Source organism: Micromonospora sp. NPDC048839 (assembly GCF_040649915.1).
Lineage (GTDB): Bacteria > Actinomycetota > Actinomycetes > Mycobacteriales > Micromonosporaceae > Micromonospora.
Window position 1 is genome coordinate 1 of record NZ_JBEZGL010000038.1, and the last position, 24,204, is coordinate 24,204.

At 71.6% G+C, this 24,204-nt stretch carries 21 protein-coding genes; 11 read left to right on the plus strand and 10 right to left on the minus strand.

Annotation, left to right across the window (positions count from 1 at the left end):
• The first annotated feature begins 374 nt into the window (after positions 1 to 374).
• Positions 375 to 3,074 carry a DNA polymerase I gene (polA, locus tag AB0C25_RS36075; RefSeq protein ID WP_357379508.1) on the plus strand — a complete coding sequence of 900 codons (2,700 nt, stop codon included), beginning with the start codon at positions 375 to 377 and terminating at the stop codon, positions 3,072 to 3,074.
• 160 nt (positions 3,075 to 3,234) lie between these two features.
• On the opposite strand, the gene AB0C25_RS36080 is transcribed toward polA, so the two are convergent.
• The 4 genes from AB0C25_RS36080 to AB0C25_RS36095 are packed head-to-tail and all read right to left on the minus strand — an operon-like array spanning position 3,235 to position 5,303.
• Positions 3,235 to 3,585 carry a DUF3140 domain-containing protein gene (locus AB0C25_RS36080; RefSeq protein ID WP_357379510.1) on the minus strand — a complete coding sequence of 117 codons (351 nt, stop codon included), beginning with the start codon at positions 3,583 to 3,585 and terminating at the stop codon, positions 3,235 to 3,237.
• A complete protein-coding gene (locus tag AB0C25_RS36085) occupies positions 3,572 to 3,790 on the minus strand; it encodes a DUF2945 domain-containing protein (protein ID WP_357379512.1) in 219 nt (72 codons plus the stop codon). Before AB0C25_RS36085 ends, AB0C25_RS36080 begins: the two co-directional genes overlap by 14 nt.
• A gap of 47 nt (positions 3,791 to 3,837) precedes the next feature.
• Positions 3,838 to 4,440 (minus strand): Uma2 family endonuclease, encoded by a 603-nt coding sequence (locus AB0C25_RS36090; RefSeq protein ID WP_357379514.1) that lies wholly within the window; start codon positions 4,438 to 4,440, stop codon positions 3,838 to 3,840.
• 56 nt (positions 4,441 to 4,496) lie between these two features.
• Complete coding sequence (locus tag AB0C25_RS36095; RefSeq protein ID WP_357379516.1) at positions 4,497 to 5,303, minus strand: class I SAM-dependent methyltransferase; 807 nt, start codon at positions 5,301 to 5,303, stop codon at positions 4,497 to 4,499.
• 478 nt (positions 5,304 to 5,781) lie between these two features.
• Between AB0C25_RS36095 and rpsA the strand changes: the two genes are divergently transcribed.
• Both rpsA and coaE read left to right on the plus strand, forming a co-directional pair.
• On the plus strand, positions 5,782 to 7,293 hold the full coding sequence (gene rpsA, locus AB0C25_RS36100; protein ID WP_357069728.1) for a 30S ribosomal protein S1: 1,512 nt from the start codon (positions 5,782 to 5,784) through the stop codon (positions 7,291 to 7,293).
• 351 nt (positions 7,294 to 7,644) lie between these two features.
• Positions 7,645 to 8,826, plus strand: a complete 1,182-nt coding sequence (gene coaE, locus AB0C25_RS36105; protein WP_357379542.1) for a dephospho-CoA kinase — start codon at positions 7,645 to 7,647, stop codon at positions 8,824 to 8,826.
• A 2-nt stretch (positions 8,827 to 8,828) separates the two neighbouring features.
• On the opposite strand, the gene AB0C25_RS36110 is transcribed toward coaE, so the two are convergent.
• Positions 8,829 to 10,283 carry a hypothetical protein gene (locus AB0C25_RS36110; protein WP_357379518.1) on the minus strand — a complete coding sequence of 485 codons (1,455 nt, stop codon included), beginning with the start codon at positions 10,281 to 10,283 and terminating at the stop codon, positions 8,829 to 8,831.
• Positions 10,284 to 11,046: 763 nt separating this feature from the next.
• Between AB0C25_RS36110 and uvrB the strand changes: the two genes are divergently transcribed.
• The 4 genes from uvrB (at position 11,047) to AB0C25_RS36130 (ending at position 15,898) form a co-directional block, all read left to right on the plus strand.
• Positions 11,047 to 13,155 carry an excinuclease ABC subunit UvrB gene (uvrB, locus tag AB0C25_RS36115; protein WP_357379520.1) on the plus strand — a complete coding sequence of 703 codons (2,109 nt, stop codon included), beginning with the start codon at positions 11,047 to 11,049 and terminating at the stop codon, positions 13,153 to 13,155.
• Between the two features lie 74 nt (positions 13,156 to 13,229).
• Positions 13,230 to 14,213, plus strand: coding sequence for an AraC family transcriptional regulator (locus AB0C25_RS36120; RefSeq protein ID WP_357379522.1), 984 nt, complete (start codon positions 13,230 to 13,232; stop codon positions 14,211 to 14,213).
• Positions 14,214 to 14,517: 304 nt separating this feature from the next.
• Positions 14,518 to 14,886, plus strand: a complete 369-nt coding sequence (locus AB0C25_RS36125) for a VOC family protein (RefSeq protein WP_357379524.1) — start codon at positions 14,518 to 14,520, stop codon at positions 14,884 to 14,886.
• Between the two features lie 154 nt (positions 14,887 to 15,040).
• Complete coding sequence (locus AB0C25_RS36130; protein ID WP_357251306.1) at positions 15,041 to 15,898, plus strand: helix-turn-helix transcriptional regulator; 858 nt, start codon at positions 15,041 to 15,043, stop codon at positions 15,896 to 15,898.
• Positions 15,899 to 16,025: 127 nt separating this feature from the next.
• Here the strand turns inward: AB0C25_RS36130 and AB0C25_RS36135 are convergent, their stop codons facing one another.
• Entirely contained in the window at positions 16,026 to 16,319 is a 294-nt protein-coding gene (locus AB0C25_RS36135; RefSeq protein WP_357379526.1) for an antibiotic biosynthesis monooxygenase family protein, read from the minus strand.
• Between the two features lie 83 nt (positions 16,320 to 16,402).
• Here AB0C25_RS36135 and pnuC point away from each other — a divergent pair, with 83 nt between their 5' ends.
• From pnuC to AB0C25_RS36150, 3 genes are all read left to right on the plus strand, one after another.
• Positions 16,403 to 17,059: a nicotinamide riboside transporter PnuC gene (pnuC, locus tag AB0C25_RS36140; RefSeq protein ID WP_357379528.1), complete on the plus strand. Its 657-nt coding sequence runs from the start codon at positions 16,403 to 16,405 to the stop codon at positions 17,057 to 17,059.
• A gap of 26 nt (positions 17,060 to 17,085) precedes the next feature.
• Positions 17,086 to 18,180: an AAA family ATPase gene (locus AB0C25_RS36145; protein WP_357379530.1), complete on the plus strand. Its 1,095-nt coding sequence runs from the start codon at positions 17,086 to 17,088 to the stop codon at positions 18,178 to 18,180.
• 316 nt (positions 18,181 to 18,496) lie between these two features.
• Positions 18,497 to 19,495: a TerC family protein gene (locus AB0C25_RS36150; protein WP_357379532.1), complete on the plus strand. Its 999-nt coding sequence runs from the start codon at positions 18,497 to 18,499 to the stop codon at positions 19,493 to 19,495.
• A gap of 84 nt (positions 19,496 to 19,579) precedes the next feature.
• Here AB0C25_RS36150 and AB0C25_RS36155 read toward each other — a convergent pair whose 3' ends face one another.
• Complete coding sequence (locus tag AB0C25_RS36155) at positions 19,580 to 20,560, minus strand: NlpC/P60 family protein (RefSeq protein WP_357379534.1); 981 nt, start codon at positions 20,558 to 20,560, stop codon at positions 19,580 to 19,582.
• Positions 20,560 to 21,657, minus strand: coding sequence for a dipeptide epimerase (locus AB0C25_RS36160; RefSeq protein ID WP_357379536.1), 1,098 nt, complete (start codon positions 21,655 to 21,657; stop codon positions 20,560 to 20,562). Before AB0C25_RS36160 ends, AB0C25_RS36155 begins: the two co-directional genes overlap by 1 nt.
• Before the next feature lie 44 nt (positions 21,658 to 21,701).
• Here AB0C25_RS36160 and AB0C25_RS36165 point away from each other — a divergent pair, with 44 nt between their 5' ends.
• Complete coding sequence (locus tag AB0C25_RS36165) at positions 21,702 to 22,499, plus strand: tyrosine-protein phosphatase (protein WP_357379544.1); 798 nt, start codon at positions 21,702 to 21,704, stop codon at positions 22,497 to 22,499.
• Here the strand turns inward: AB0C25_RS36165 and AB0C25_RS36170 are convergent.
• Both AB0C25_RS36170 and AB0C25_RS36175 read right to left on the minus strand, forming a co-directional pair.
• Positions 22,468 to 23,169, minus strand: coding sequence for a lysoplasmalogenase (locus tag AB0C25_RS36170; protein ID WP_357379538.1), 702 nt, complete (start codon positions 23,167 to 23,169; stop codon positions 22,468 to 22,470). The two genes, AB0C25_RS36165 and AB0C25_RS36170, sit on opposite strands and share 32 nt — an antisense overlap.
• Positions 23,170 to 23,218: 49 nt before the next feature.
• Positions 23,219 to 24,070, minus strand: a complete 852-nt coding sequence (locus AB0C25_RS36175; RefSeq protein WP_357379540.1) for a serine hydrolase — start codon at positions 24,068 to 24,070, stop codon at positions 23,219 to 23,221.
• Positions 24,071 to 24,204: the final 134 nt, after the last annotated feature.

The following is a 24,204-nucleotide window of genomic DNA, read 5'->3' on the forward strand; positions in this document are numbered from 1 at the left end:
CTTCCGACGCCAGCACCAAGCCGAAGCCAAGATCAGCCACTACGCACGACAAGCCCTCACTGAGCCCTGAAACGGATCTCCTGCTGGAGTACTAGTTGGCCGCTGACCTGCGCGCGGCCGCCTCGCTCAGGTGCCCGCTCCGTGCGTCAGGGCGGCCCGGACAGTCGCGGGGATGTCCGGTCGGACTCGCGGCGTGCCGGCGGCGCGGTAGCGCGGGGTTGTTCCCTGCCCGGGTCTCGATCGCCTGCGCTGATGCCCAGCATGTCGTGGCAGTTGGCGAGCGGTTCTGGTTCGCGATCTCACCCCGCGCCGACCCGTTCGAAGGCGCGAGGATAGGCGTGGGGTTGTCGGTGCGACGGACTAGAGTCGCTGCCGTGACAGCTACGACACCGCGCCTGCTTCTCGTCGACGGACATTCCATGGCATACCGGGCGTTCTTCGCCCTGCCCGTGGAAAACTTCTCCACCACGACGGGTCAGCCGACCAACGCGGTGTACGGCTTCACCTCGATGCTGATCAACGCACTGCGCGACGAGCAGCCCACCCACATCGTCGTGGCCTTCGACGTCTCCCGCCGGTCCTTCCGCACGGACAAGTACGCGGAGTACAAGGCCGGCCGCAGCGAGACCCCGACCGACTTCAAAGGCCAGGTCAGCCTGGTCAAGGAGGTCCTGGCCGCGCTCCAGATCCCGGTGGTGGAGAAGGAGGGCTTCGAGGCCGACGACGTCATCGCCACGCTCGCCTGCCAGGCGCGTGACCAGGGCATGACGGTGCTGATCAGCAGCGGCGACCGCGACGCGTTCCAACTGGTCGACGACCAGATCACCGTCCTCTACCCGCGTAAGGGCGTGTCCGACCTGGCCCGGATGGACCCGGCGGCGATCGAGGCGAAGTACGGCGTTCCACCACAGCAGTACCGGGATCTCGCCGCGCTGGTCGGCGAGACCAGCGACAACCTGCCCGGCATCCCGGGTGTCGGCCCCAAGACCGCCGCCAAGTGGATCACCACGTACGGAGGCGTGGAGGGCGTCATCGCCCGCGCCGACGAGATCAAGGGCAAGGCCGGCGACAGCCTGCGGGAGCGGCTCGCCGACGTGATCCGCAACTACGAGATCAACTGCCTGGTCTCCGACCTGGAGCTGCCACTGCGCCCGGAGGACGCCAGGTGGACCGGTTGGGACCGGGAGGCGGTGCACCAGGTCTTCGACACGCTGGAGTTCCGCATCCTTCGCGACCGCCTCTACCAGTACCTGGAGTCGGTCGAGCCGGAGGCTGAGTCGGGCTTCGACCTCACCGGCGAGGTGCTCACCGAGCCCGGCGCGCTGGCCAGCTGGCTGAGTACGCACGTCCCGACCGGCACCCCGGTCGGGTTGGCGGTCAAGCTCGACACCGGCCCCAATCGCCGGCACACCGCCTCGATCACCGGTCTGGCGCTGGCCACCGCCGGCGGCGCGGCGGCCTGGGTCGATCCCACCGGGCTCGACGCCACCGACGAGGGCGCCCTGGCCGCCTGGTTGGCCGACGCGCAACGGCCCAAGGTGCTGCACGACAGCAAGCCGGCCGTGCTGGCGTGCGCCGCACACGGCTGGCAGCTCGCCGGGGTCGTCCGCGACACCCAGATCGCCGCGTACCTGGCCCGCCCCGACCAGCGCTCCTACGACCTCACCGACCTGGCGCTGCGCTACCTGCACCGCGAGCTGCGGGTGGACGTCCCGGAGTCCGGTCAGCTCACCCTCGACGGGCTCGGCGACGAAGGCGTCGTCGAGCAGAACCTGATGCTCCAGGCCCGCGCCACCCTCGACCTGGCCGACGCGATCGACGCCGAGTTGTCCCGCGACGGCGAGCAGTCGGCCCGGCTGATGGCCGGGGTGGAACTGCCGCTGATGCGGGTCCTGGCCACCATGGAGAGCACCGGCATCGCCGCCGACAACGACTATCTCCACGAGTTGGAGGCGCACTTCGCCGGTGAGGTCAAGACCGCCGCGCAGGGTGCGTACGAGGCGGTGGGTCGGGAGTTCAACCTCGGCTCACCCAAGCAGTTGCAGGAGATCCTCTTCACCGAGCTGGGCCTGCCGAAGACCAAGAAGATCAAGACCGGCTACACCACCGACGCCGACGCCCTGCAGTGGCTCTACGCGCAGCAGCCGCACCCGGCGCTGGCCCACCTGCTGCGCCACCGGGACGTGGCCAAGCTCAAGTCGACAGTCGACGGACTGCTCAAGTCGGTCTCCGACGACGGCCGGATCCACACCACCTTCAACCAGACGGTCGCGGCCACCGGTCGGCTCTCCTCCACCGAGCCCAACCTGCAGAACATCCCCATCCGCACCGAGGAGGGCCGGCGCATCCGTCGGGCCTTCGTGGTGGGGGAGGGCTACGAGTGCCTGCTCACCGCCGACTACAGCCAGATCGAGATGCGCATCATGGCGCACCTCAGCTCGGACGACGCGCTGATCGAGGCGTTCAACTCCGGCGCCGACTTCCACGCCGCCACCGCCTCGTCGGTCTTCGGGGTGCCGCTCGACGAGGTCACCCCCGACCAGCGCCGCAAGATCAAGGCCATGAACTACGGCCTGGCGTACGGGTTGAGCGCCTTCGGCCTGTCCCAGCAGCTCGGGATCAACACCGAGGAAGCACGTGGGCTGATGGAAAACTACTTCGCCGGCTTCGGCGGGGTGCGCGACTACCTGCACCAGGTGGTCGCCCGGGCCCGCCAGGACGGCTACACCTCCACCATCCTCGGTCGCCGCCGCTACCTCCCCGACCTGGTCAGCGACAACCGGCAGCGCCGGGACATCGCCGAGCGGATGGCGCTCAACGCCCCGATCCAGGGCTCCGCGGCCGACATCATCAAGGTGGCGATGCTGCACGTCGACACCGCGCTCGGCGAGGCCGGGCTGCGCTCGCGGATGCTGTTGCAGGTGCACGACGAGTTGGTCTTCGAGGTCGCCCCCGGCGAGCGGGAGGCGTTGGAGGCGTTGGTCCGGCACGAGATGGGCGGGGCGTACCCGCTGTCGGTGCCGTTGGAGGTGTCGGTCGGCGAGGGCCGCGACTGGAATTCTGCTGATCACTGATCTTGTGGTTGCGGTGGGGGTTCTGGGGCAGCCCGACCCGCTCCGGGCGGTCAGGCTTGATCCCTGCGCGGGTCGGGCTGCCCCGGAACCCTGACCGGGTCACCCATGGTCGCGGCCGTCGCCCTGAGGCTGTGATCTTGGATCGCGCTGGAGTGGTGGGTCACTTCATCGGGTCGTGGCCCCAGTTCATCAGGGACCAGCGCCACTTGGTGTCGCGGACGTTGCCGGCGGGGCGCTGCGCCATGTGTCGGCGTACGTAGCCGACCACCTTGCGCATGTGCTTGTAGTCGCCCTCGGACAGGTCGCCCCGTTTGCGGCGGAGCAGGTTGATGATCTTCCGGCCGGATTCGTGTCCGACGGACTCGCCGCCGCCGGCGCGACCGCCCTTGTGCCAGCCCACCTGCTTCGACTCGTCGGTCTCCAGCCACGTGGACAGCTCCCGGGGCTTCATGTTCACCGCCTCGGTGAACTCCCGATAGGTGTCCCGGCCCTGGTCGTCAGCTCTGCTCATGACGCAGCGCCTCGGGTCGGTGGGCCACGTCGCGGCCCGTGCCGTCACTGCGGACCCGGTACTGCGGGTCGTCGGGGGCCGCGTTCACCGCCCGCCCACTGGTCCGCGTCCGCTCGGTGATCGTTTCCTGCACCACGCCGTACGCGCGGCTGCCGTGGGCCGACCAGGAAACCTGGTCGCCTCTGCGGAATCGCTGCTCGGCCATGCTCCTCGGCTACCCGACACCGGCGCGGCGAAACGGCCGGGTAGGCGCTACGGGGTGATCTCGGCGATCGGCAGCTTGATGTCGAACGGCTCGGCCAGCTCGATCACGTCGGCGCCGTCGGCGACCAGTTCGTACTGCCGCTCACCGCCGGGACCCACCCGGTCCCCGATCCGGTACGCGTAGACGTGCACCGGGTCCTGCTCGATGCGCCAGTAGAGCGGAATGCCGGCGGCGGCGTACTCGCCGGGCTTCGCGAACCGGTCGATCCGTCGCGTACCGGGCGAGACGATCTCCACGGCGAGGACCACGTCCGCCGGACGCAGCAACGACCGGCCGGACGGCACCTCGGCCCGGCACAGCAGGACGTCCGGTTGTCGGCTGGTGTTGAAACTGAGCCCGACTCCGACGGCCTGGGCGACCCGAAGGTTGCCCGGGGCGTGCCGTAGCAGCCAGCCGGCGAGTAGGAGGGAGATGGTTTGATGGCCCAGGGTGGGGGAGGGTGTCACCTGGATAACTCCGTCGACGAGTTCGACGCGGGGGGCGTCGTCCGGCCGGGTGAGCAGGTCCTCCAGCGTGTAGTCGGCACGCTGCTGCCGCATCGGGTCCGGACACCAGGGGCCAGGTGATGTCGGGATGGGCTCGGCGCTCATGGGACGAGCCTACCGGCGGTCGATGCCACGCAGGGCGGACTGCGGGTGCGACGCGCTCACTCCGCGGGCTTCTCGGTGACGAAGATGGCGGTGCCGGGGAAGAGTCGACCGCGCAGCGGACTCCACTGCCCCCAGAGGCCCTCGTGCCCCTCCGGCCATTCCGGCTCCACCAGGTCCAGCAGGCGGAAGCCGGCACCGACCAGCTCCCGGATCCGGTCACCGAGGGTGCGGTGCTGCTCGACGTAGGTGGCGACGCCGGACTCGTCCTGTTCCACGTAGGGGGAGCGGTCGAAGTACGAGTGCACGGCGGTCAGCCCGCCCTCACCGGGGTCGTCCAGGAAGATCCACCGCATCGGGTGGGTCACCGAGAACACCCACCGTCCGCCGGGGCGCAGCACCCGGTGCACCTCGGCGTGCAGGGCCGCCGAGTCGTCCACGAACGGGATGGCGCCGAAGGCGGTGCAGGCGAGGTCGAACGACCGGTCGGCGAACGGCAGGGCGAGGGCGTCTGCCTGCACCAGCGGTACGCGTACCCCGGTGCGGTCGGCGGCCTCGGCCGCGTGCCGCAACATGCCGGCGGACAGGTCGAAGGCGACCGGCCGGGCACCCTGGGTGGCCAGCCAGCGGGCGGCGGCGGCCGCGCCGCAGCCGACCTCCAGCACTCGTCGGCCGGGCAGGTCCCCGAGCAGCCGGGCGTCGGCCTCGCGCAGGCCCTCCGGGCACCAGACGAAGTCCACGTCGCCGAGGAACGCGCCGTGCTCAGCCTGGTAGTCGTCGGCGTCGGTGTCCCACCAGCCGCGGTTGGCCCGCCGGGCCTCGGCGTCACCCACCCGGCGCCGGGTTACCCGGCTGTCGTCATCCACGCGCTCACGCTAGGCCCCACCCACCCGTTGGGCGCGGCGGCGCGTCCAAGATCTGCGCTACTCCTCACGCGGCACCACTTGATCGACTCGGTTTCCGTGGACCCGCGGTGTCCGGGCCGTTGGGACGCGCCGGTTTCAGGGAGGTCGAGTCGATCAAGCGCGGGCCGAGGCGACTCCTGAGGCTGCTGTGACGCACGAGACAGCAGGGGTCTTTTCCGGGCGATTGTTCGTCTTTCGCAGGTCACCGCACGGAGAGAAGCCGGGAGGGCTTGCACGCTGTGGTAATGCGCACGGTAGGCTAGACGATGCGCTCGCGGATCGCGTTGCCTCGGCAGGGAGCAGGTGCGCGGTCGTCGGAGCCACATCATGATCTCACTAGGCGATCGTTCGGTGTGCCCGGCGGCGGATCCGCTGGCGCGAACAGGTCACTGCGACACCAGCCTGCTGTGACAACCCACCGACCGGAGCAACCGCCCACATGACGAGCAGCATCGAGGCCCCCTCGAGCGCCACCCGGGTCACCCACGACGATCTCGGTTCCGAGGAGGCATTCCTCGCCGCGATCGACGAGACCATCAAGTACTTCAATGACGGCGACATTGTCGAAGGCACCGTCGTCAAGGTCGATCGGGACGAGGTCCTGCTCGACATCGGCTACAAGACCGAGGGTGTCATCCCCTCTCGGGAGTTGTCGATCAAGCACGACGTGGACCCCGCCGAAGTTGTGACGGTTGGCGACCACATCGAGGCCCTGGTCCTCCAGAAGGAGGACAAGGAGGGTCGTCTGATCCTCTCCAAGAAGCGGGCACAGTACGAGCGGGCCTGGGGCACGATCGAGAAGATCAAGGACGAGGACGGCGTCGTCCGCGGTTCGGTCATCGAGGTGGTCAAGGGCGGCCTCATCCTCGACATCGGGCTGCGGGGCTTCCTGCCCGCGTCCCTGGTCGAGATGCGTCGTGTGCGCGACCTGCAGCCGTACGTCGGGCGTGAGCTCGAGGCCAAGATCATCGAGCTGGACAAGAACCGCAACAACGTGGTCCTGTCCCGCCGGGCCTGGCTGGAGCAGACGCAGTCCGAGGTGCGCACCGAGTTCCTCAACAAGCTGCAGAAGGGCCAGGTCCGCAAGGGCGTCGTGTCCTCGATCGTCAACTTCGGCGCCTTCGTCGACCTTGGCGGCGTCGACGGTCTGGTGCACGTCTCCGAGCTGTCCTGGAAGCACATCGACCACCCGTCCGAGGTTGTCGAGGTGGGCCAGGAGGTCGAGGTCGAGGTCCTGGACGTCGACCTGGACCGCGAGCGCGTCTCGCTGTCGCTGAAGGCGACCCAGGAGGACCCGTGGCGGCAGTTCGCCCGCACCCACGCGATCCAGCAGATCGTGCCGGGTAAGGTCACCAAGCTGGTGCCGTTCGGTGCGTTCGTCCGGGTGGACGACGGCATCGAGGGCCTGGTCCACATCTCCGAGCTGGCCGAGCGCCACGTGGAGATCCCGGAGCAGGTCGTCCAGGTCGGCTCCGAGGTCATGGTCAAGGTCATCGACATCGACCTTGAGCGTCGCCGGATCTCGCTGTCGCTCAAGCAGGCCAACGAGGGCTTCGTCGAGGGCGAGGAGCACTTCGACCCGACCCTCTACGGCATGGCCGCGACGTACGACACCGAGGGCAACTACATCTACCCGGAGGGCTTCGACCCGGAGACGGGCGAGTGGCTCGAGGGGTACGACAAGCAGCGCGAGACCTGGGAGAACCAGTACGCCGAGGCTCGTCAGCGCTGGGAGGCCCACACCAAGCAGGTGCAGACCTCTCGGGCCGCCGACGCCGAGGCTGCCGCCAACCCGACTCCGGTCGTTCCGGCCGCTGGCGGCACCGGTGGCGGTGGCACCACCTCTTCGTCCAGCCCGGCCCCGAGCCGGCAGGCCGAGGAGCCGGCCGGCACGCTGGCCACCGACGAGGCGCTCGCCGCACTGCGGGAGAAGCTCGCCGGCGGTAAGTGACCCGCTGAACGACTGAACGACGACGGGCCCCGCCCCCGCGATCCACGGATCGTCGGGGGGCGGGGCCTTCGCCGTTCCCAGGCGACCGCCGGACTTCGTGGCCCGGGTCGCCGCGGTAGACCCGGACGATGATGTGGATCTCCCCGACGAGCAGGGCTCGCAAGATCGTGCTCGATCCTGGATATAGGGGCCTCGAACAACCAGGACACCACTACAACCTGGATCGAGCACGATCTTGCCGGGGCGCGGGGCGCGGGGCGCGGGGCGCGGGGCGCGGGGCGCGGGGCGCGGGGCGCGGGCACGATCGTGGCGGGTTTGGCGGCAGGGCTGGTGATCCGGTTGACTGGTCGGGTGCTGAGGGTGGGGTTGACCGGCGGAATCGGGTCGGGCAAGAGCGCGGTGGCGGCGCGACTCGTCGAGCGGGGAGCGCTGCTCATCGACGCCGACCGGGTGGCCCGAGAGGTCGTCGCACCGGGCAGCGAGGGGCTGGCCGAGATCGTCGCCGCCTTCACCGACGCGGTGCTGGACGCCGATGGCGCGCTGGACCGTGCCGCACTGGGCGCGGTGGTGTTCGCCGACGAGACCGCCCGTCGGCGGCTGGAGTCGATCACCCACCCCCGGGTTCGGGCCCGTACCGCCGAGCTGGCCGCCGCGGCACCCCCCGACGCGATCGTCGTCAACGACGTGCCGCTCCTGGTCGAGGTCGGTCTCGCGCCCACGTACCACCTGGTGATCGTGGTGCAGACGGCCGTGCCGACCCGACTGGAACGGCTGGTGCGCGACCGGGGGATGAGTCACGCGGAGGCCGAGCGGCGGATCGCCGCCCAGACCGACGACGCCCGTCGCCGGGCGGCGGCGGACGTCGTGCTCGGCAACGACGGAAGCCTGGCGGCGTTGCACGACGCCGTCGACACGCTCTGGCGGCAACGGCTGCGGCCCTACGAGGACAACCTGCGTCAGCGGCGGGTGGTCCCGCCGGGCGAGGGCGACCCGGCGGGGACCGATGCGAGCTGGCCGGAGCAGTACGCGCGGCTGGCCGCCCGGATTCGGCACACCCTGGGCTCGGACGCCCTGCGAATCGACCACATCGGCTCGACCGCGGTGCCCGGCCTCGCCGCCCAGGACGTCATCGACGTGCAGGTGGCCGTGTCCAGCCTCGCCGACGCCGACGGGGCGCTGGCCGACCGGCTGGCGAACGCCGGCTTCCCGCGGGTGCCGGGGCAGTGGTGGGACGATCCGCGTCCGGCCGGCAGCGGTCGGTGGGAGAAGCGGCTGCACGGCAGCGCGGACCCGGCTCGTCCGGTTCGCCTGCACGTGCGGCTGGAGGGGTCGCCAGGCTGGCGGTACGCGTTGCTGATGCGCGACCACCTGCGGGCCGACCCGGATCAGCGGGCCGCGTACCTGCAACTCAAGCGGGACCTGGTCGATGCCGCACCCGCCGCCAGTGACTCCGGCACGGCCCGGGACCCGTGGTTCGACGAGGAGTACCTGCGGGCCGACCAGTGGGCTGCACAGACCGGCTGGCGGCCCTGAGCTCAGCGGGCACCGGGCCGGGGTTTCGCAGCCGGTCGGGGTACCGGGGCCAGTCGGGGCACCGCGGCCGGCTGGAGATCCAGTTGGGCCCACGCCTTGCCGCTGGTGTGCAGCTCCAACCGCCGCAGCGACCCGTCACGGTCGACCCAGTAGCGCAGCCGCGCGCCGGCCGAACCCACCTCGACGACGTCCACGGTCCGACCGGCGGTGACGTCCTCGCGTATCCGCACAGCCGCACCGCGTGGCCCGACCGACCCGGCGGCCACCGCGGCGTCGACGAGCCGGCCCACGTCGTCCCCGACGGATCGGGAGACCCGCCACGGTCCGGCCGGGGGCGCCAGGGGTGGCCGGCCCGGTGCCTCCGCCGTGCCGCCACCACCGGCCGCCGCCGGCAGGTCCGCCCGGGCCAGCCCGGCGGCATCGCGTCGCACCAGGGTCCGACGATCCGGTACGCCCAGGTCGGCAACCGCGAGGTACGCGGTCCGCGTGGTCCAGCTCAACCAGCCGGCGCCCCGCAGGTTCGTGTCGGTGCCCGTCGGCGCGGTGAGCGTGACCGCCGCACCGCCCTGGGCGCGTAGCCGGGCCGGCAGCCGGTCCAGTCGACGCTGTTCGGCGTCGGTCAGCGCGCGGGGCAGACCCGGCCGGCCGCCGAGGGCGTCCACCGGGCGGAGGGTCGGCCGGTCCGCCCGGTGCAGCGTCACCGTGACCGGGCCGACGCCGGGCAACCGGGTGACGAGCTTGTGCAGCCGAGCGTCCTGGTCGAGCCAGTACCGGGTCTGCCCGTCCGGCTCGGCGCCCGCCGACCCGCTGCCGGGAACCTGTGCCGCGGTGCTGCCTGCCGTGGTGCTGCCTGCCGCGGTGCTGCCTGCCGTGGTGCTGCCTGCGGCTGGTGTCCCGGTGAGCAGCGGTGCTTGGAGGAGGTCCACCGGGCCGCCCGCCATGGTGTCCCGGGCGATCCAGCGGGCTGCGCTACCGGGAGCCGCCGGGGCCGCGTCCGGGCGGTCGGCCGCGAGGCCGAGGAGCAGGTCGAGCACAGGCACCAGGCTCGCCCCGGGCATCAGGCGGTGCAGCCGCCACCGATCTGCCGGAGGCACCAACGGGGGTGCGGCGGGGGTGGGCACCGCGGCCGGGTCGGGCCGGATCACCAGCACCGACCCGGCCCTCTGCAGCAGCCCGCGCTCGGCACCCGCTCCAGGTCCGCCCACGTCCAGGTAGAGCAGGGAGCGCGACCAGTCCACCCAGCCCACCAGCTCGATCCGGGTCGCGTCGACGCCGGCGGTGACGCGGACCCCGGCGCGTAGATCCCGCAGGTTGGTGACCCGCAGAGCGGCCAGCCGCTCGCCCTCGGCGAGGGTCAGCGGCCGGGCGGGCTCGGGCGGGTCGGGCGCCCAGCTCAACAACCCGAGGACCAACGCCGTCGCGGACGTCACCGCCGTCAGACCGAGCAGCAACAGCACGGTACGGCGTCGGTGGCTGGCCGCACCCGGACCGGCGGTGTCGATCGCGTCGGCGGCTGCATCGGTGGTGTCGTCGGGCCGGGTGGTCGTCGGGGTCCTGTCGGAGTTCCGGCCAGTGGCGCTTCGGCGGGCGGTGGCAGGTCGGGCGGTGGTGGGTCGGCTGGCGGTTGACCCGCTCCCGGTTGACCCGCCCGCGAGCGACCCGCTCCCGGTTGACTCGCTCCTGGCCGACCTGCTCTTGGGTGACCTGCTCTTGGGTGACCCGCTCTCGGGTGACCCGCTCCTGGTGGACCGGGGGGCAGCGGTGGCGTCAGCCGAGTCGGTGCGGTGGCGTCCGGTGCCGACTCGTCCGGCGGCCGACGTGCTGGGCTTCCCGGCCGCGGAGGCGTTCCGCCGGCCGGTGCCGTCCGGTCGGGGGGCGGCCGTGGGGGTGGTGTCAGGCGGCGGGGTCGCAGAGGTGTCCACGGATGTGAAACGGGCGGAGTGGCACCGGGGTGACGAGCAGGGGCGCTCGCGGCGGCCGGTCTGCGCCTCGAGCGCGACCACACGGGTGCGCACGCCGGACGAGCCGGGTGCTGCGACCGCAGTGCCGGGGGCGGCCGCCGTGATGACGGCTTGGCCACCGGCCCGGTCGGCCGCCGCGAGCGGCCTACATGGAGAGGGTAGTCCCGGTGACATGGGCCACACAATGGGAATATTGAAGCTGATCACGTACCTGGCGTGACGGCCAATCCTGTCGGACCTCCGGCGTACCGTTGATGGCATGGCGCTCGACATTCCCCGGCTGGACAGCCGCTTCCAGGTCGTCAGTGACTTCCAGCCGGCCGGCGACCAACCGGCGGCCATCGATGACCTTGAGCGTCGGGTCCGGCGCGGCGACCGTAACACCGTGCTGCTCGGCGCGACCGGCACCGGCAAGAGCGCCACCACGGCGTGGTTGATCGAGCGGTTGCAGCGCCCGACCCTGGTGCTCGCCCCGAACAAGACGCTCTGCGCGCAGCTGGCCAAGGAGTTCAGCGAGCTGCTGCCGCACAACGCGGTCGAATACTTCGTCTCGTACTACGACTACTACCAGCCCGAGGCATACATCCCCCAGACCGACACCTACATCGAGAAGGACTCCTCGATCAACGAGGAGGTGGAGCGGCTGCGGCACTCGGCGACGATGTCGCTGCTCACCCGCCGCGACGTGATCGTGGTGGCGACCGTCTCGGCGATCTACGGCCTGGGCACTCCGGAGGAATACCTCAACCGGGCGGTAAAGGTGCAGGTCGGGCATGAGCTCGACCGCGACCAGTTGCTGCGCCGGCTGGTCGACATCCAGTACACCCGCAACGACATGGCCTTCCAGCGCGGCACCTTCCGGGTCCGTGGCGACACGCTGGAGATCATTCCGGCGTACGAGGAGCTGGCGATCCGGATCGAGCTGTTCGGTGACGAGGTGGAGAAGCTCTACTACCTCAACCCGTTGACCGGTGACGTGGTCCGCGAGGTCGACCAGCTGGTGATCTTCCCGGCCACCCACTACGCGGCCGGCCCGGAGCGGATGGAACGGGCCATCCGTGACATCGAGGTGGAGTTGGCCGAGCGGCTCGCCGAGCTGGAGCGGCAGGGCAAGCTGCTGGAGGCGCAGCGGCTGCGGATGCGCACCACCTACGACATCGAGATGATGCGGCAGGTGGGCTTCTGCTCCGGCATCGAGAACTACTCGATGCACATGGACGGGCGGCTGCCCGGCAGCCCGCCGCACGCCCTGCTCGACTACTTCCCCGACGACTTCCTCACGGTGGTCGACGAGTCGCACGTGACCATCCCGCAGATCGGCGGCATGTACGAGGGCGACGCGTCCCGCAAGCGGATGCTCATCGACCACGGCTTCCGGCTGCCCAGCGCGGCCGACAACCGGCCGCTGCGCTTCGACGAGTTCCTGGAGCGGGTCGGCCAGATGGTCTACCTGTCCGCGACCCCGGGCACCTGGGAGATGGAGCAGGCGCAGGGCGAGTTCGTCGAACAGGTGATCCGACCCACCGGTCTGGTCGACCCGGAGGTCGTGATCAAGCCGACCAAGGGTCAGATCGACGACCTGATGCACGAGATCAAACTGCGGACCGATCGCGACGAGCGGGTCCTGGTCACCACCCTGACCAAGAAGATGGCCGAGGACCTGTCCGACTACCTTCTGGAGAACGGCATCCGGGTGCGCTACCTGCACTCGGAGGTCGACACGTTGCGCCGGGTGGAGCTGCTGCGCGAGCTACGCAAGGGCGACTACGACGTACTGGTCGGCATCAACCTGCTCCGCGAGGGTCTGGACCTGCCCGAGGTGTCGCTGGTGGCGATCCTCGACGCCGACAAGGAGGGCTTCCTGCGCAGTGGTCGGTCGCTGATCCAGACCATCGGGCGGGCCGCCCGTAACGTCTCCGGTCAGGTCCACATGTACGCCGACAAGATCACCCCGTCGATGGCGGCGGCGATCGACGAGACCGACCGGCGTCGGGCCAAGCAGATCGCGCACAACGAGGCGCACGGGATCAGCCCGGAGCCGTTGCGTAAGAAGATCCACGACATCCTGGACGACATCTACCGTGAGGCGGAGGATACCGAAAACTCGCGGGTCGGCGGCGCGGTGCGTCAGCTGTCCCGGGGTAAGGCGCCGGTCAAGGAGACCCGCAGCCGGAGCCGGGGCGCCGCCACGACCACGTCACGGGAGGGGATGGCCCGCGCCGACCTCGCCCAGCTCATCCAGGAACTCAACGACCAGATGCTGGCCGCCGCCCGCGAGCTGCAGTTCGAGCTGGCGGCCCGGATCCGCGACGAGGTCTCCGACCTCAAGAAGGAACTGCGCGGCATGGACGCCGCCGGCGTGAAGTGACGACCAGCGGCTGAGCGTGAGCGGCACCCACCGAGGGGCGCGGCCGGCCAGGGTGGGCGAAGGGTGGGTCGGGGATGACCACGGCGGCACCGGTCGGGGAGATGGTGCTCGGGCTGCCCGAGGTCAGCCTGCGCCCGTTCGTCGACCGGTACGTCGGCTACCGGGAACGAGCGGACGTCCCACTGGTCCGCCGGGAGTCGGCGGGCGTCTTCGTGGTGCTGATCCTGGGTTGGGGCGCTCCGCTGGACGTGCGCGACCCGCGCAGCGCGGAGCGTGGTGCCAGCAGGGTCGACTCGTTCGTGGCCGGCACCTTCGACGGCTGGTGCACCACGCGCACGGTGGGCGTGGGGGAGGGCGTCGAGCTGCTGCTCGCCCCACTGACCGCCCGCCGGCTCCTCGGTCTGCCGCTGAGCGAGCTGACCAATCGTGCCGTGGGCGTCGGGCAGCTCCCGGGCCGGTGGCTGCATCGGCTGCGGAGCCAGCTCGCCGAGACGGCGGCCTGGCCGGAGCGGTTCGCCCTGCTCGACAGGGTGCTTGCCGGCCGCCTGGCCGCGTCGCCGCCCGTGGACGCCCGGCTCGACTGGGCGTGGCGGTGGCTCGTGGCCAGCGGTGGTCAGGAGCGCGTCGGTGTGCTCGCCGACGAGCTGGGCTGGAGCCGACGGCATCTCGCCTCCCGGTTCCGGCAGGAGATCGGGCTGCCACCCAAGATGGTCGCCCGGTTGCTGCGCTTCCAGCAGGCATGCACGGCGCTGAGCGATGTGGGGCCGCCCCCCGTGATCGGGCCGGGCGCCCGCCCGCCGACCGGCGCTGGCCAGTCCGCGGCCGGCGCGGACCCGCTCAGCCCAGGCCCTCTCAGCCCAGGCCCGTCCAGCCTGGAACCGTCCAGCCCGGGACCGTCCGGTGCGGCCCCCTTCAGCAGAGGGCCCGCCATCGACTGGGCCGCGGTGGCGGCGCGATGTGGTTACTACGACCAGTCCCACCTGATCCGGGACTTTCACCAGTTCGCGGGGGACACTCCGGCCGCGTTGCTCGCCGCCCGGTCGACGCCGACCGGCTGACGCACCGACCAGCGGTGGCCTGACTGTCGATCCACTCGGGTTCCTGAAAGTCGCGGTATCCGACTGTCAGGGATAGCCCGACATCGGGAAAGTCGAGAGGACCATGCCGGTCTGCGCCGTTCTGGCGCCGGAGCGGGCCGACCTGAGAGAGGGCGGCCGGCGGACTGGCGCGGCCAGGGCGCGGCACGCCGTACGGACCTCGCGCCCCACCTGATCGCGCTCGATCCAGGAAACAGGCCTGGACCAACCCGCCGAGGTCACATTCGTCCAATCCGGCTCCCGCCACCGGCGGCACACTGTGGACATGCGAACCATCTACCCGGTCTTCCGTTATCCCGATCCCCGCGCCGCGATCGACTGGCTCTGCTCCGCCTTCGGTTTCCAGGTGCACGCCGTACACGAAGCACCGGACGGTACGGTCGCGCACGCCGAACTCGTCTTCGACAGCGGCATGGTCATGTTGGGCGCTCGGGCCGATGCGACGTCCAGGCCGGCCGAAGACGATTGGTCGGTGTACGTGGCCGTGCCGGACGTCGACGCCCACTGTGCACAGGCCCGCGCGGCCGGGGCGGAGATCACCCAGGAACCGTTCGACACTGACTACGGCTCCCGTGACTACGCCGCCCGTGACCTGGCCGGCAACGTCTGGGCCTTCGGCACCTACCGGCCCTGAGCAGCACCGGTACCGGCCCTGGGCCCGGCTGGACCGGCCCTGGGCTCGGCCGGGCTGGCTGCCCGACCGCGCCGAATGACCTGATTGCGGTGAGCGAGCAAACTATTGCACTGGGTGATCGTCCTGCGTACGCTCCCTCGATGGGGAGGCCGGGATGCCGCTGCCAACGAGTCCTGTCATTCGACGTGCACGTCTCGGCGCTGAGTTGCGCCAGCTGCGTCGGCGCGAGGCGCTGACCCTGGAGCAGGTCTGCGACCGGCTCGGCTGGGCCTCGACGTCGAAGCTGTCCCGCATCGAGCTGGGTCAGAGCCGGCCGGACCTCGCGGATGTGCTCGATCTGCTGGACATCTACAAGGTGCCCACTCCGGCCCGGGACGCGCTGATCGTGATCGCTCGCGATGCCGCGACCAGCCGGGGCTGGTGGAAGACGCTGGGCGAGATGAGCGAACGGCAGCGCACCTACGCCGAGTTGGAAGCGGGTGCTGCCGACATCGTCGAGTACCAGCCGACGGTCGTGCCGGGACTGCTCCAGACGCCCGCGTACGCCCGGGTGCTGGTGGAGGCCGGCGCGCAGTTCACGCCGGAGATCGATGTGGAGGCCGAGGTGCGCGCCCGTGCGCTGCGGCAGGAGGTGTTGCGGCGCGCCTATCCGCCGCGTTACACGGCGGTGCTCGCCGCGGCCGTCTGCGACCCGGGCGACCTGCCGGTGGCGGTGTGGCGTGAGCAGCTGCGGCACCTGGTCACCGTGACCGGGCTGTCGCATGTCACGGTGCGACTGCTGCCACGTGGAGCGGCCGGCGGTGGGCTGCACCCGCTCACGCCGTACTCCTGCTATGCCTTTCCCGACCCGGCGGACCCGCGGACGGTGATGATCGAGGCGTTGACCACCGACGTCCGGTTGGCCACCGTGCCGGACGTCGGCCGCTACGAGCGGATGACCGAGGCGTTGCTGGCGGCCGCGCTGTCACCGGAGGAGACGGTCACTGCGCTGGCCCGGCGCGCCGGCGAGTAGCGCGCGGAGGGCACGCCGCGCGGCCACCGTGCCCGGCGCCCCCGAGCCCGTCGGGACCGGCGGCCGGCGCGTGCGCGGAGCACGCTAACCGCGGGGTACGACAGAGTCGCTCGGGCCGGTGGTCGGATCAGGCCGGTACGTCGAGGAAGTGCTCGACCACGGGAGGCCCGGCGAAGTGCGGCCCGATCAACGCCCGCCACTGCGCGAACCGCTCGGTGGCCCGGAAGTTCTCCTCGTGCGCCTCGACCGAGTCCCATTCGACAAGCAGCACGAAGCGCGTCGGGGACTCGATGCCCCGGGTCATCCGGACGGACCGGCAGCCGGTCGCCCCGGCGAGCACGGGGTGACCCTCGGCGTACGCGGCGGCGAACGCGTCCTCGTGTCCGGGCAGTACGTCGATCAACGCGACCTCAAGCACCATGCCGGAAAGCCTCCCACGACGGTCGGTGGCGGTGGTGTCGCGGGGTCTGTTCCGATGTCGGCGACAGACCCTAGGGTGGCCTCGTGATCATTGACTGGCTCACCGGCACCGCGTTTCGGGTGGCCGGTACGGGCACCACCTGGGCGGAACTGCTGGGGTTCGCGACAGGTGTGCTGAACGTGTGGCTGGTGGCCCGGCAGAGGATCGCCAACTGGCCGATCGGCATCGCCAACGTGCTGCTGCTCCTGCTGGTGTTCTGGACCGTCGGGCTGTACGCCGACGCCGGTCTCCAGGTCGTCTACGTCGCGCTCGGCTGCTACGGCTGGTGGCAGTGGCTCTACGGTGGCGAGCGGCGCAGCCGGCTCACGGTGAGCCGGACGGGGCGACGGGAGTGGCTGGCGTTGGCCGTCGCCGGGGTGCTGCTCACCGGCGCGCTCTGGGTGCTGCTGGACCGGGCCACCGACTCGACGGTGCCGTTGCCGGACGCGCTGACCACGGCGCTGTCCCTGCTGGCCACGTACGGGCAGACGCGCAAGCGGGTGGAGAGTTGGTGGCTGTGGATCGCCGCCGACCTGATCTACATCCCGTTGTACGCGTACAAGGGGCTGCACCTGACCGCCGTGCTGTACCTGGTCTTCCTGTCCCTGTGCGTGCTCGGGTTGCGGGCCTGGCGGGCCGACCTGCGTCAAGCCGGCCGGCCGACGGCGGTCCCGTCCGGTCCGGCCCCGGCCGCCGCGTGAGCGCCGAGGGGCCGGGTGGCCCACCGGTGCCCCGCCTGCCGTCGCGCTCCGGCGTCGCGGAGTTCGGGCACGGGATGGTGGTGGGCAAGTTCTATCCGCCGCACGCCGGGCACCACGCCCTGATCGTGGCCGCCGCCGCCCGCTGCGCCGAGGTCACCGTCGTCGTGGCGCCCTCGCGTCGGGAGTCCATCCCGCTTCCGCTGCGGCTCGACTGGCTGCGGGAGGTGCACGCGGACACGCCGTGGGTGCGGTTCGTCGGCCGGTACGACGACCACCCGGTGGACTACGCCGATCCGGCCGTCTGGGACGCGCACTGCGCGGTGTTCCGCGAGGCGGTCGGGCCGGGGTCGGTGGACGCGGTGTTCTCCTCGGAGGCGTACGGCACCGAGCTGGCGCGCCGCTTCGACGCCGTACCCGTGGCGGTGGATCCGGACCGGCGGACCGTGCCGGTCTCCGGGACGGCCGTGCGCGCGGACCCGGCGGGTTCCTGGCGGTGGCTGAGCCCGCCGGTGCGGGCGTGGTTCGTCCGGCGGGTGGTGGTGGTCGGGGCCGAGTCGACAGGTACCACGACGATGGCGGCGGCGCTGGCGGCGCACTACGGCACGTCCTGGGTGCCGGAGTACGGCCGGGAGTTGACCGCCCGCAAGCTGGCCCGCTTGCAGGAGCGGGTGCCGGAGGCGACCGTCTTCGACGTCACCTGGGACTCCGACGACTTCCGCGCCGTGGTCCGCGAGCAGCAGGCGGCCGAGGACGCGGCGGCCCGGACGAGCGGGCCACTGCTGGTCTGCGACACCGATGCGCGGGCGACGGCGGTGTGGGAGGAGCGCTACCTGGGCAGCGCGTCGGAGGAGGTGCGGGCGGCGGCCCGCCGGCCGGCGCTGTATCTGCTGACGGACCACCGGGACGTGCCGTTCACCGATGACGGGCTGCGCGACGGCGAGCACCTGCGGGCCTGGATGACCGAGCGGTTCCGGACCGAGTTGGCGGGGTGCGGGGTGCCGGTGGTGGAGCTGACCGGGTCGCACGCCGAGCGGCTGGCCCGAGCGGTGCGGGCCTGTGACGACCTGCTCGCCGCCGGGTGGTGCCTCAGCGACCCGATCGCCGCACCAAACCTGCACTAGCCTCCTAGGAAGCCATACGCGGTGTGGCCCGTCGACCGGGTGGTCGGCGACACCGGGTGCCCGGGGTGTGATCACGGGGCGTGGTGGGCAACAATGGTCACCGAGGAGGGGAGTATTCCCCCGCAACGGAGTCGTCAGCACGGTCGACCTGTCGGAACCACGGCGGACCGACCCGGCCCCGTAGGTCGCCACCGCTGTTCCAGGGTGGCGGCGGAAGAGACCTCCGACAGTCACCAGAGTGAGCGACAGCGGCACACCAGCCCCGCCCGGGGCGTACGGTGTGCCCGACGCCGCGTGTCTGCCGGAGGATTGAACGTTGGACGTGTCCGGATTGGTGTGGGCGGGGACGCTTGTCGTACTGACTGCGGTCCTGCTCGTCGACCTGTTGATCATTGGTCGGCGCCCGCACGAGCCGAGTGTGCGGGAGTCGAGCCTCTGGGTCGCCTTCTACGTCGGGCTTGCCCTGCTCTTCGGGGCGGGGGTCTGGTTGACCTCCGGCGCCAGCCCGGCCGGGCAGTTCTACACCGGTTGGCTCACCGAGTACAGCCTCTCGGTGGACAACCTCTTCGTCTTCGTGATCATCATGGCCCGCTTCGGGGTGCCCCGGCAGTACCAGCAGAAGGTGCTGCTCGTCGGCATCGTGCTGGCCCTCGTGATGCGCGGCGGATTCATCGCCGCCGGCGCGGCCCTGATCTCGCAGTTCTCCTGGGTCTTCTACATCTTCGGCGCCTTCCTGATCTACACCGCGATCAACCTGGCCCGGCAGGGTGAGCCGGACGAGGACGAGTTCTCCGAGAACGTGCTGATCCGGTGGAGCCGCAAGGCGCTGCCGATCTCCAAGGAGTACGACGGCGCGAAGCTCACCACCCACGCGACCGGCAAGCGGTTGTTCACCCCGATGCTGATCGTGATGATCGCGATCGGCACCACGGACCTGATCTTCGCGCTGGACTCGATCCCGGCGATCTTCGGCATCACCCAGGAGCCGTACCTGGTCTTCACCGCGAATGTGTTCGCGCTGATGGGCCTTCGTCAGCTCTACTTCCTGCTCGGTGGCCTGCTCGACCGGCTGATCTACCTGAGCTACGGCCTGGCCGTCGTGCTCGGCTTCATCGGGGTCAAGCTGGTGCTGGAGGCGTTGGCCGACAACAACCTGCCGTTCATCAACGGTGGCGAGCACGTCGGCTGGGCACCGCACATCCCGATCTGGCTGTCGTTGCTGGTCATCCTCGGCACCCTGGGCATCGCCACCGCCGCCAGCCTGATCAAGTCCTCCCGGGACCGGCGCCGCGAGCTGGCGGACGCCCGACGCTGATCTGTCGCCGGCCGGGTGTGGCGAACGCACCCGGCCAGCCAGGTCCGACGCACCCGGCCGGCCAGGTCCGACGCGCCCGGCCGATCAGACCCGGTGCGCGCCCACCAGCGTGGCGGTCCGGTCGGCTGGCAGCGGCTCCTCGATGACCCGCCGCCGCCGGTAGCAGGCGTGCAGCATCCGCCGGTCGCCGCTGTCGCTGGGCGGGGCGGTGACGATGCCGATGTGGTGGATCGCGCGGCCCGGTCGTGCGAAGAAGTAGAGATCGCCGGGGCGTTCCGCCCCCAGGGCCAGCGGGGTGGTGGCTACGGCCTGGTCGTCGGCGTCGCGCGGTAGCAGCACCCCGAACCGCCGCCAGGCCAGGTGCACCAGACCGGAACAGTCGATGCCGTGCGCGGAGAGACCACCCCAGATGTAGGCGACGTCCAGTAGCCGCTGTGCCACCGCGAGCGCCTGCTCGGCGTTCGGCGACGCCGCCGGGGCCGGGACCAGGTGGCTGTCGGGCAGCCAGAGCGGCGCGGCCTGCCCCGGAGCGTGCACCGGGCGCCAGTCGTCGCGGACGGGACCGGCCGGCACCAGACGGGTGCCGACGACGACACCGGACAACACCACCGGTCCGGCCGGGGCGGCGTGCAGCGCGGTGACCGTGGCGTCCACCACCAACGAGCGGTCGCCGCCGGTAGCCGGGTCGACCGCGGCCAGTTGGTCGGCGGGGAGCCAGCCCGGGTAGCCGCGCGGGTCCAGCTTGGCGGCAGGCTGCTCGACGGCGACGACTCGCGCCCAGCCGTCCGGTCGTAGCTCGCTGACGAGGACCCGCTCGCCGAGCAGCAACTGGCTCAGCACACAGTCGCCGACCTGCTGCTCGGTGCTGAGACCGGAGACCCAGGCCGGGATGTCGGCGCCGGCGGTCAGCGCCGGGCGATCGACCGGACGGACCGCCTCGGGCGAGGTCCACAGTGTTGCCACCGCGACTCGGACGACGGCCTCGCGGCCCGGTTGCAGCTCCACGTCAACCCCCAGATCGAGTCGGCTGTCCAGGGAAACCTTATGAAAGAAACCAACGCTCATCAAGCATGGGCCTGCACCTTTGCTTCAGTCAGACCGGATATGCCCAGGCCAGGGGCGTCCGGAAGCACCACGGTGGCCCCGTCGTAACGTATTCCGCCCCGCACCGGGGACCAGGCCAGCCACCAGGCGGCGTCCAGGTCGGCGACTGCGGTCGTACCGTACGCGGCGACCAGGCTCGCCGCCGCTCCGATGCCGACCTGACTTTCCATCATCGAACCGACCACCGTGCCGAGCCCGTGGGCGCTGGCCAGTTCGAGGAGGGTGCGTGCCGGTTGCAGCCCGCCACACTTGGCCAGCTTGACGTTGACCAGGTCGGCGGCCCGACGGCGGATCACCTCCACCAGGTCACGGACCCCGAAGACCGCCTCGTCGGCCAGGATCGGCACGGACACCCGGTCGCTGACCCAGGCCAGCCCGTCCAGGTCCCAGCGGGCCACCGGCTGCTCGACCAACTCCACGTCGAGCCCGGCGTCCTCGATGCCACGAATCACCCGGACCGCCTCCCGGGGCGTCCAGCCCTGATTGGCGTCGAGCCGGATCCGAACCCCGGGGCCGACGGCCGCGCGGACGGCGCGTACCCGGTCCAGGTCGGTGCTCGCGTCGGTGCCGACCTTCACCTTGAGCACGCCGAACCCGTCGGCCTGCCGCTGCCGCGCCGCTGCCGCCAGCTCCACCGCGTCGCCCACCGCCAGGGTGACGTCCGTCGGCACCCGCAGCGTGGTCCCCCCAAGCAACCGCACCAGGGGTACGCCCAGCCGCCGGGCAGCGAGGTCGTGCAGGGCGACGTCCACCGCCGCCTTCGCCGCCTCGTTGCCCGCCACGGCACGCCGCACCTCGGCGCAACGGGTCACCAGGTCGTCCGGGTCACGACCGATCAACCGCGGACCGAGCATTTCGCGGACGCACGCCCGTGCGCCGGCGACCGACGCGCCGGTAACCTGCCAGACCTGGGGCGCCTCGCCGAAGCCGGAGCGACCGTCGGTGTCGACGAGTTCGACGACGAGCGTGTCCACTGTGGTGGTACGCCGCAGCGCGGTGATGAACGGGGTGTGCAAGGGGGCGGAAACCCGGTGGGTGCGTACCTCCGAGATCGTCATGCCAGGCACCTTATACGCAGGGACGCGACAGAATGGGGGACCGGATGACCGGGCAGGGCTGGGCGCTGGTGGGCGCGCCGAACGCGCGTGACCTGGGTGGGTTGGTCGGCGCCGACGGGCGGCGGGTCCGGGTGGGGCAGCTGATCCGGACTCCGGCGTTGGGTCGGCTGACGGACGATGATCTGCCGGTGCTCGCGAAGCTGGGTCCGGCGTGCGTGCTGGATCTGCGCGCCCCCGCGGAGATCGAGGTCGCACCGGCGGATCGGCTGGCCGGTGAGCCACGGGTGGTGTGCCTGCCGGTGCACGACCCGGAGCACCCGGTCTTCACGTACGTCTCGGCGGTGCTGCTGGGTCACGACCTGGACGCGTACGCGGAGTTGGCCCGGCAGGGCACGGCGGGGGCGATGGCGGCCATCTACCGGTGGTTCGTCACCGGGAAGTCGGCGCGGGTCGGCTTCGCCGAGGCGGTACGGCTGGCCGCGCAGCCGGAGAACCTGCCGTTGGTCTACCACTGCTCCGCCGGCAAGGACCGCACGGGTTGGCTCACCGTCATCCTGTTGACGGCGCTCGGGGTGGACGAGTCGACGGTCCGCGCCGAGTACCTGCGCAACAACGAACTCACCGAGAGCCTGCGCGTGGTGATCGTCGAGGCGATGCGGCGCCGGCAACCGGAGCTGGACGTCGACGCGGTGCTGCCGGTGTTGGAGGTTCGCGCCGAGTACCTCGACGCCGGCTACGACGAGGTGCGCCGGGTGCACGGTTCGTTCGACGCGTACCTGCGCGACGGGCTCGGGCTCACCGACGAGACCCTCAGCGCGTTGCGGGCGCACCTGCTGGAGTGACCGGCGCTCTCGGGGGTGTGCCGACGCGGGCCGCCAGGCCGAGGACGATCAGCGCCTGGCCGGCGGCGTAGGTGGCCATGACCAGCACGGGTGCGCCGGGTGGTCGGGCCACCTCAGCCACCCCGGCGGCGATCAACAGGTCGGAGCCGAGGAACAGCGCGGCGCCGAGACCGACCCGCCAGCCCTGGGTGGCGGCGGTGGTGGCCATCGTGGCCAGCGCGAGCGCGTAGCCGGCCACCGGCACGGCGAGTCCGACGTCGGTCAGCCCCACCCACATCCACCAGAGCGCGGCGGCGGTCAGCACGGCGTACCCCAGGGGGACCGCGACCAGCGGCGCGCGGCGCAGCGCGGTCGCGGCGCCGTGCCGGGTGAAGGCCGTGACGTAGCAGAGGTGTGTGCCGAGGAAGCAGGCCATGCCGGCGAGGAACCAGCCGGTGCCGTCGATCATCAGCGCGACGTCGCCGCCGGTGGCGAAGGTCAGCGCGACGAGCACCAGCCGGTCCGGTCGGGCTCCGCGTTCGGCGCTGGCCCGCCAGAGGTACGCGGCCAGGAGCGGCATCAGCAGCGGTTTGGTGAGCAGGAAGGCCACGCCTCCGCCGGTGGCGTTGGCCAGCAGGTTCGCCGCCGTCACGACGAGGAAGGCGATCAGGACGGCGCGACTGCGGGGCATCGGCGGCTCCGGGGTGGGGGTGCGAGCAGCGTAGCCGGACGGGCGGGGGTCAGAGCTGGTGGCGTGCGGCCCAGACCTGCGCGGAGATGTGCGCGATCAGCAGGCAGGCGTCGGCCCCGGTCTCGTCGTCGTCGTCGGTCGGGCCGGTGGTCGTGCAGACGGCGATCAGGTACGGCGGCGCGTCGGCGGGCAGCACCACGCCGGCGCCGTGGCGCACACCGCGTACCCAACCGCTCTTGTGCGCGATGCGGGTGCCCTCGGGCAGGCCGGCGGCCAGGTCCTCCCGGTGTTCCTGGGCGAGCAGGACGTCCAGCATGGCCGAGCAGGTCGCTGGTGAGGCGAGCCGACCGGGGACGTTGACCCCGGTGGCCAGCGCGCCGAGCAGGGCCGCCAGGTCGGCGGCGGTGACCGTGTTGGTGATGCCGGCCGCGCGGGCGGCGAAGTCCTCGATGCCCCGACCCGTGACGCTGGCGCGGGCACCGGTCAGCGCCCACACCTCGGCCACGGCGGGCAGCCCGACGTGCCCGATGACCAGGTTGGTGGCCAGATTGCTGGAGCGCACGATCATCCGCTCGGCCAGCCAGCGCAGCGGGGCCGTGCCGCCCACCCGGTCCCAGACCGCGTCGTCGTTGTCGTAGGGCTGCGCGCAGGAGAACCGGGGCGCGCCGGACTGGGCGGAGTCGAACTCGTTGACCACGGGGACCGGGGCGTCCAGGTCCAGCGTGCCCGCCTCGGCGGCCCGGTGCAGCGCGGCGAGCACCGCCACCTTCATGGTGCTCGCCGCATAGTGGGCGGCGTCCGGGTGGCGGGTCCAGGTCGGCGACGCGTCGAGCCGTCCCACGTACGCCGAGACGGTGCCGGGCACCCGGTCCAGGTGGGCGTCGAGATCATCCCAGGTCATGCCGGTGACCGTAGCCGATCAGCCCTGGGCGGGCTCGCGTACCCGTCGGGGAGAACAGACGGGCGCGCCGACCGCGAGCGCTGTTCACGTCGGCGGCGACGATGGCGCTACTGGCCCTCGCCATCGGCTTCGGC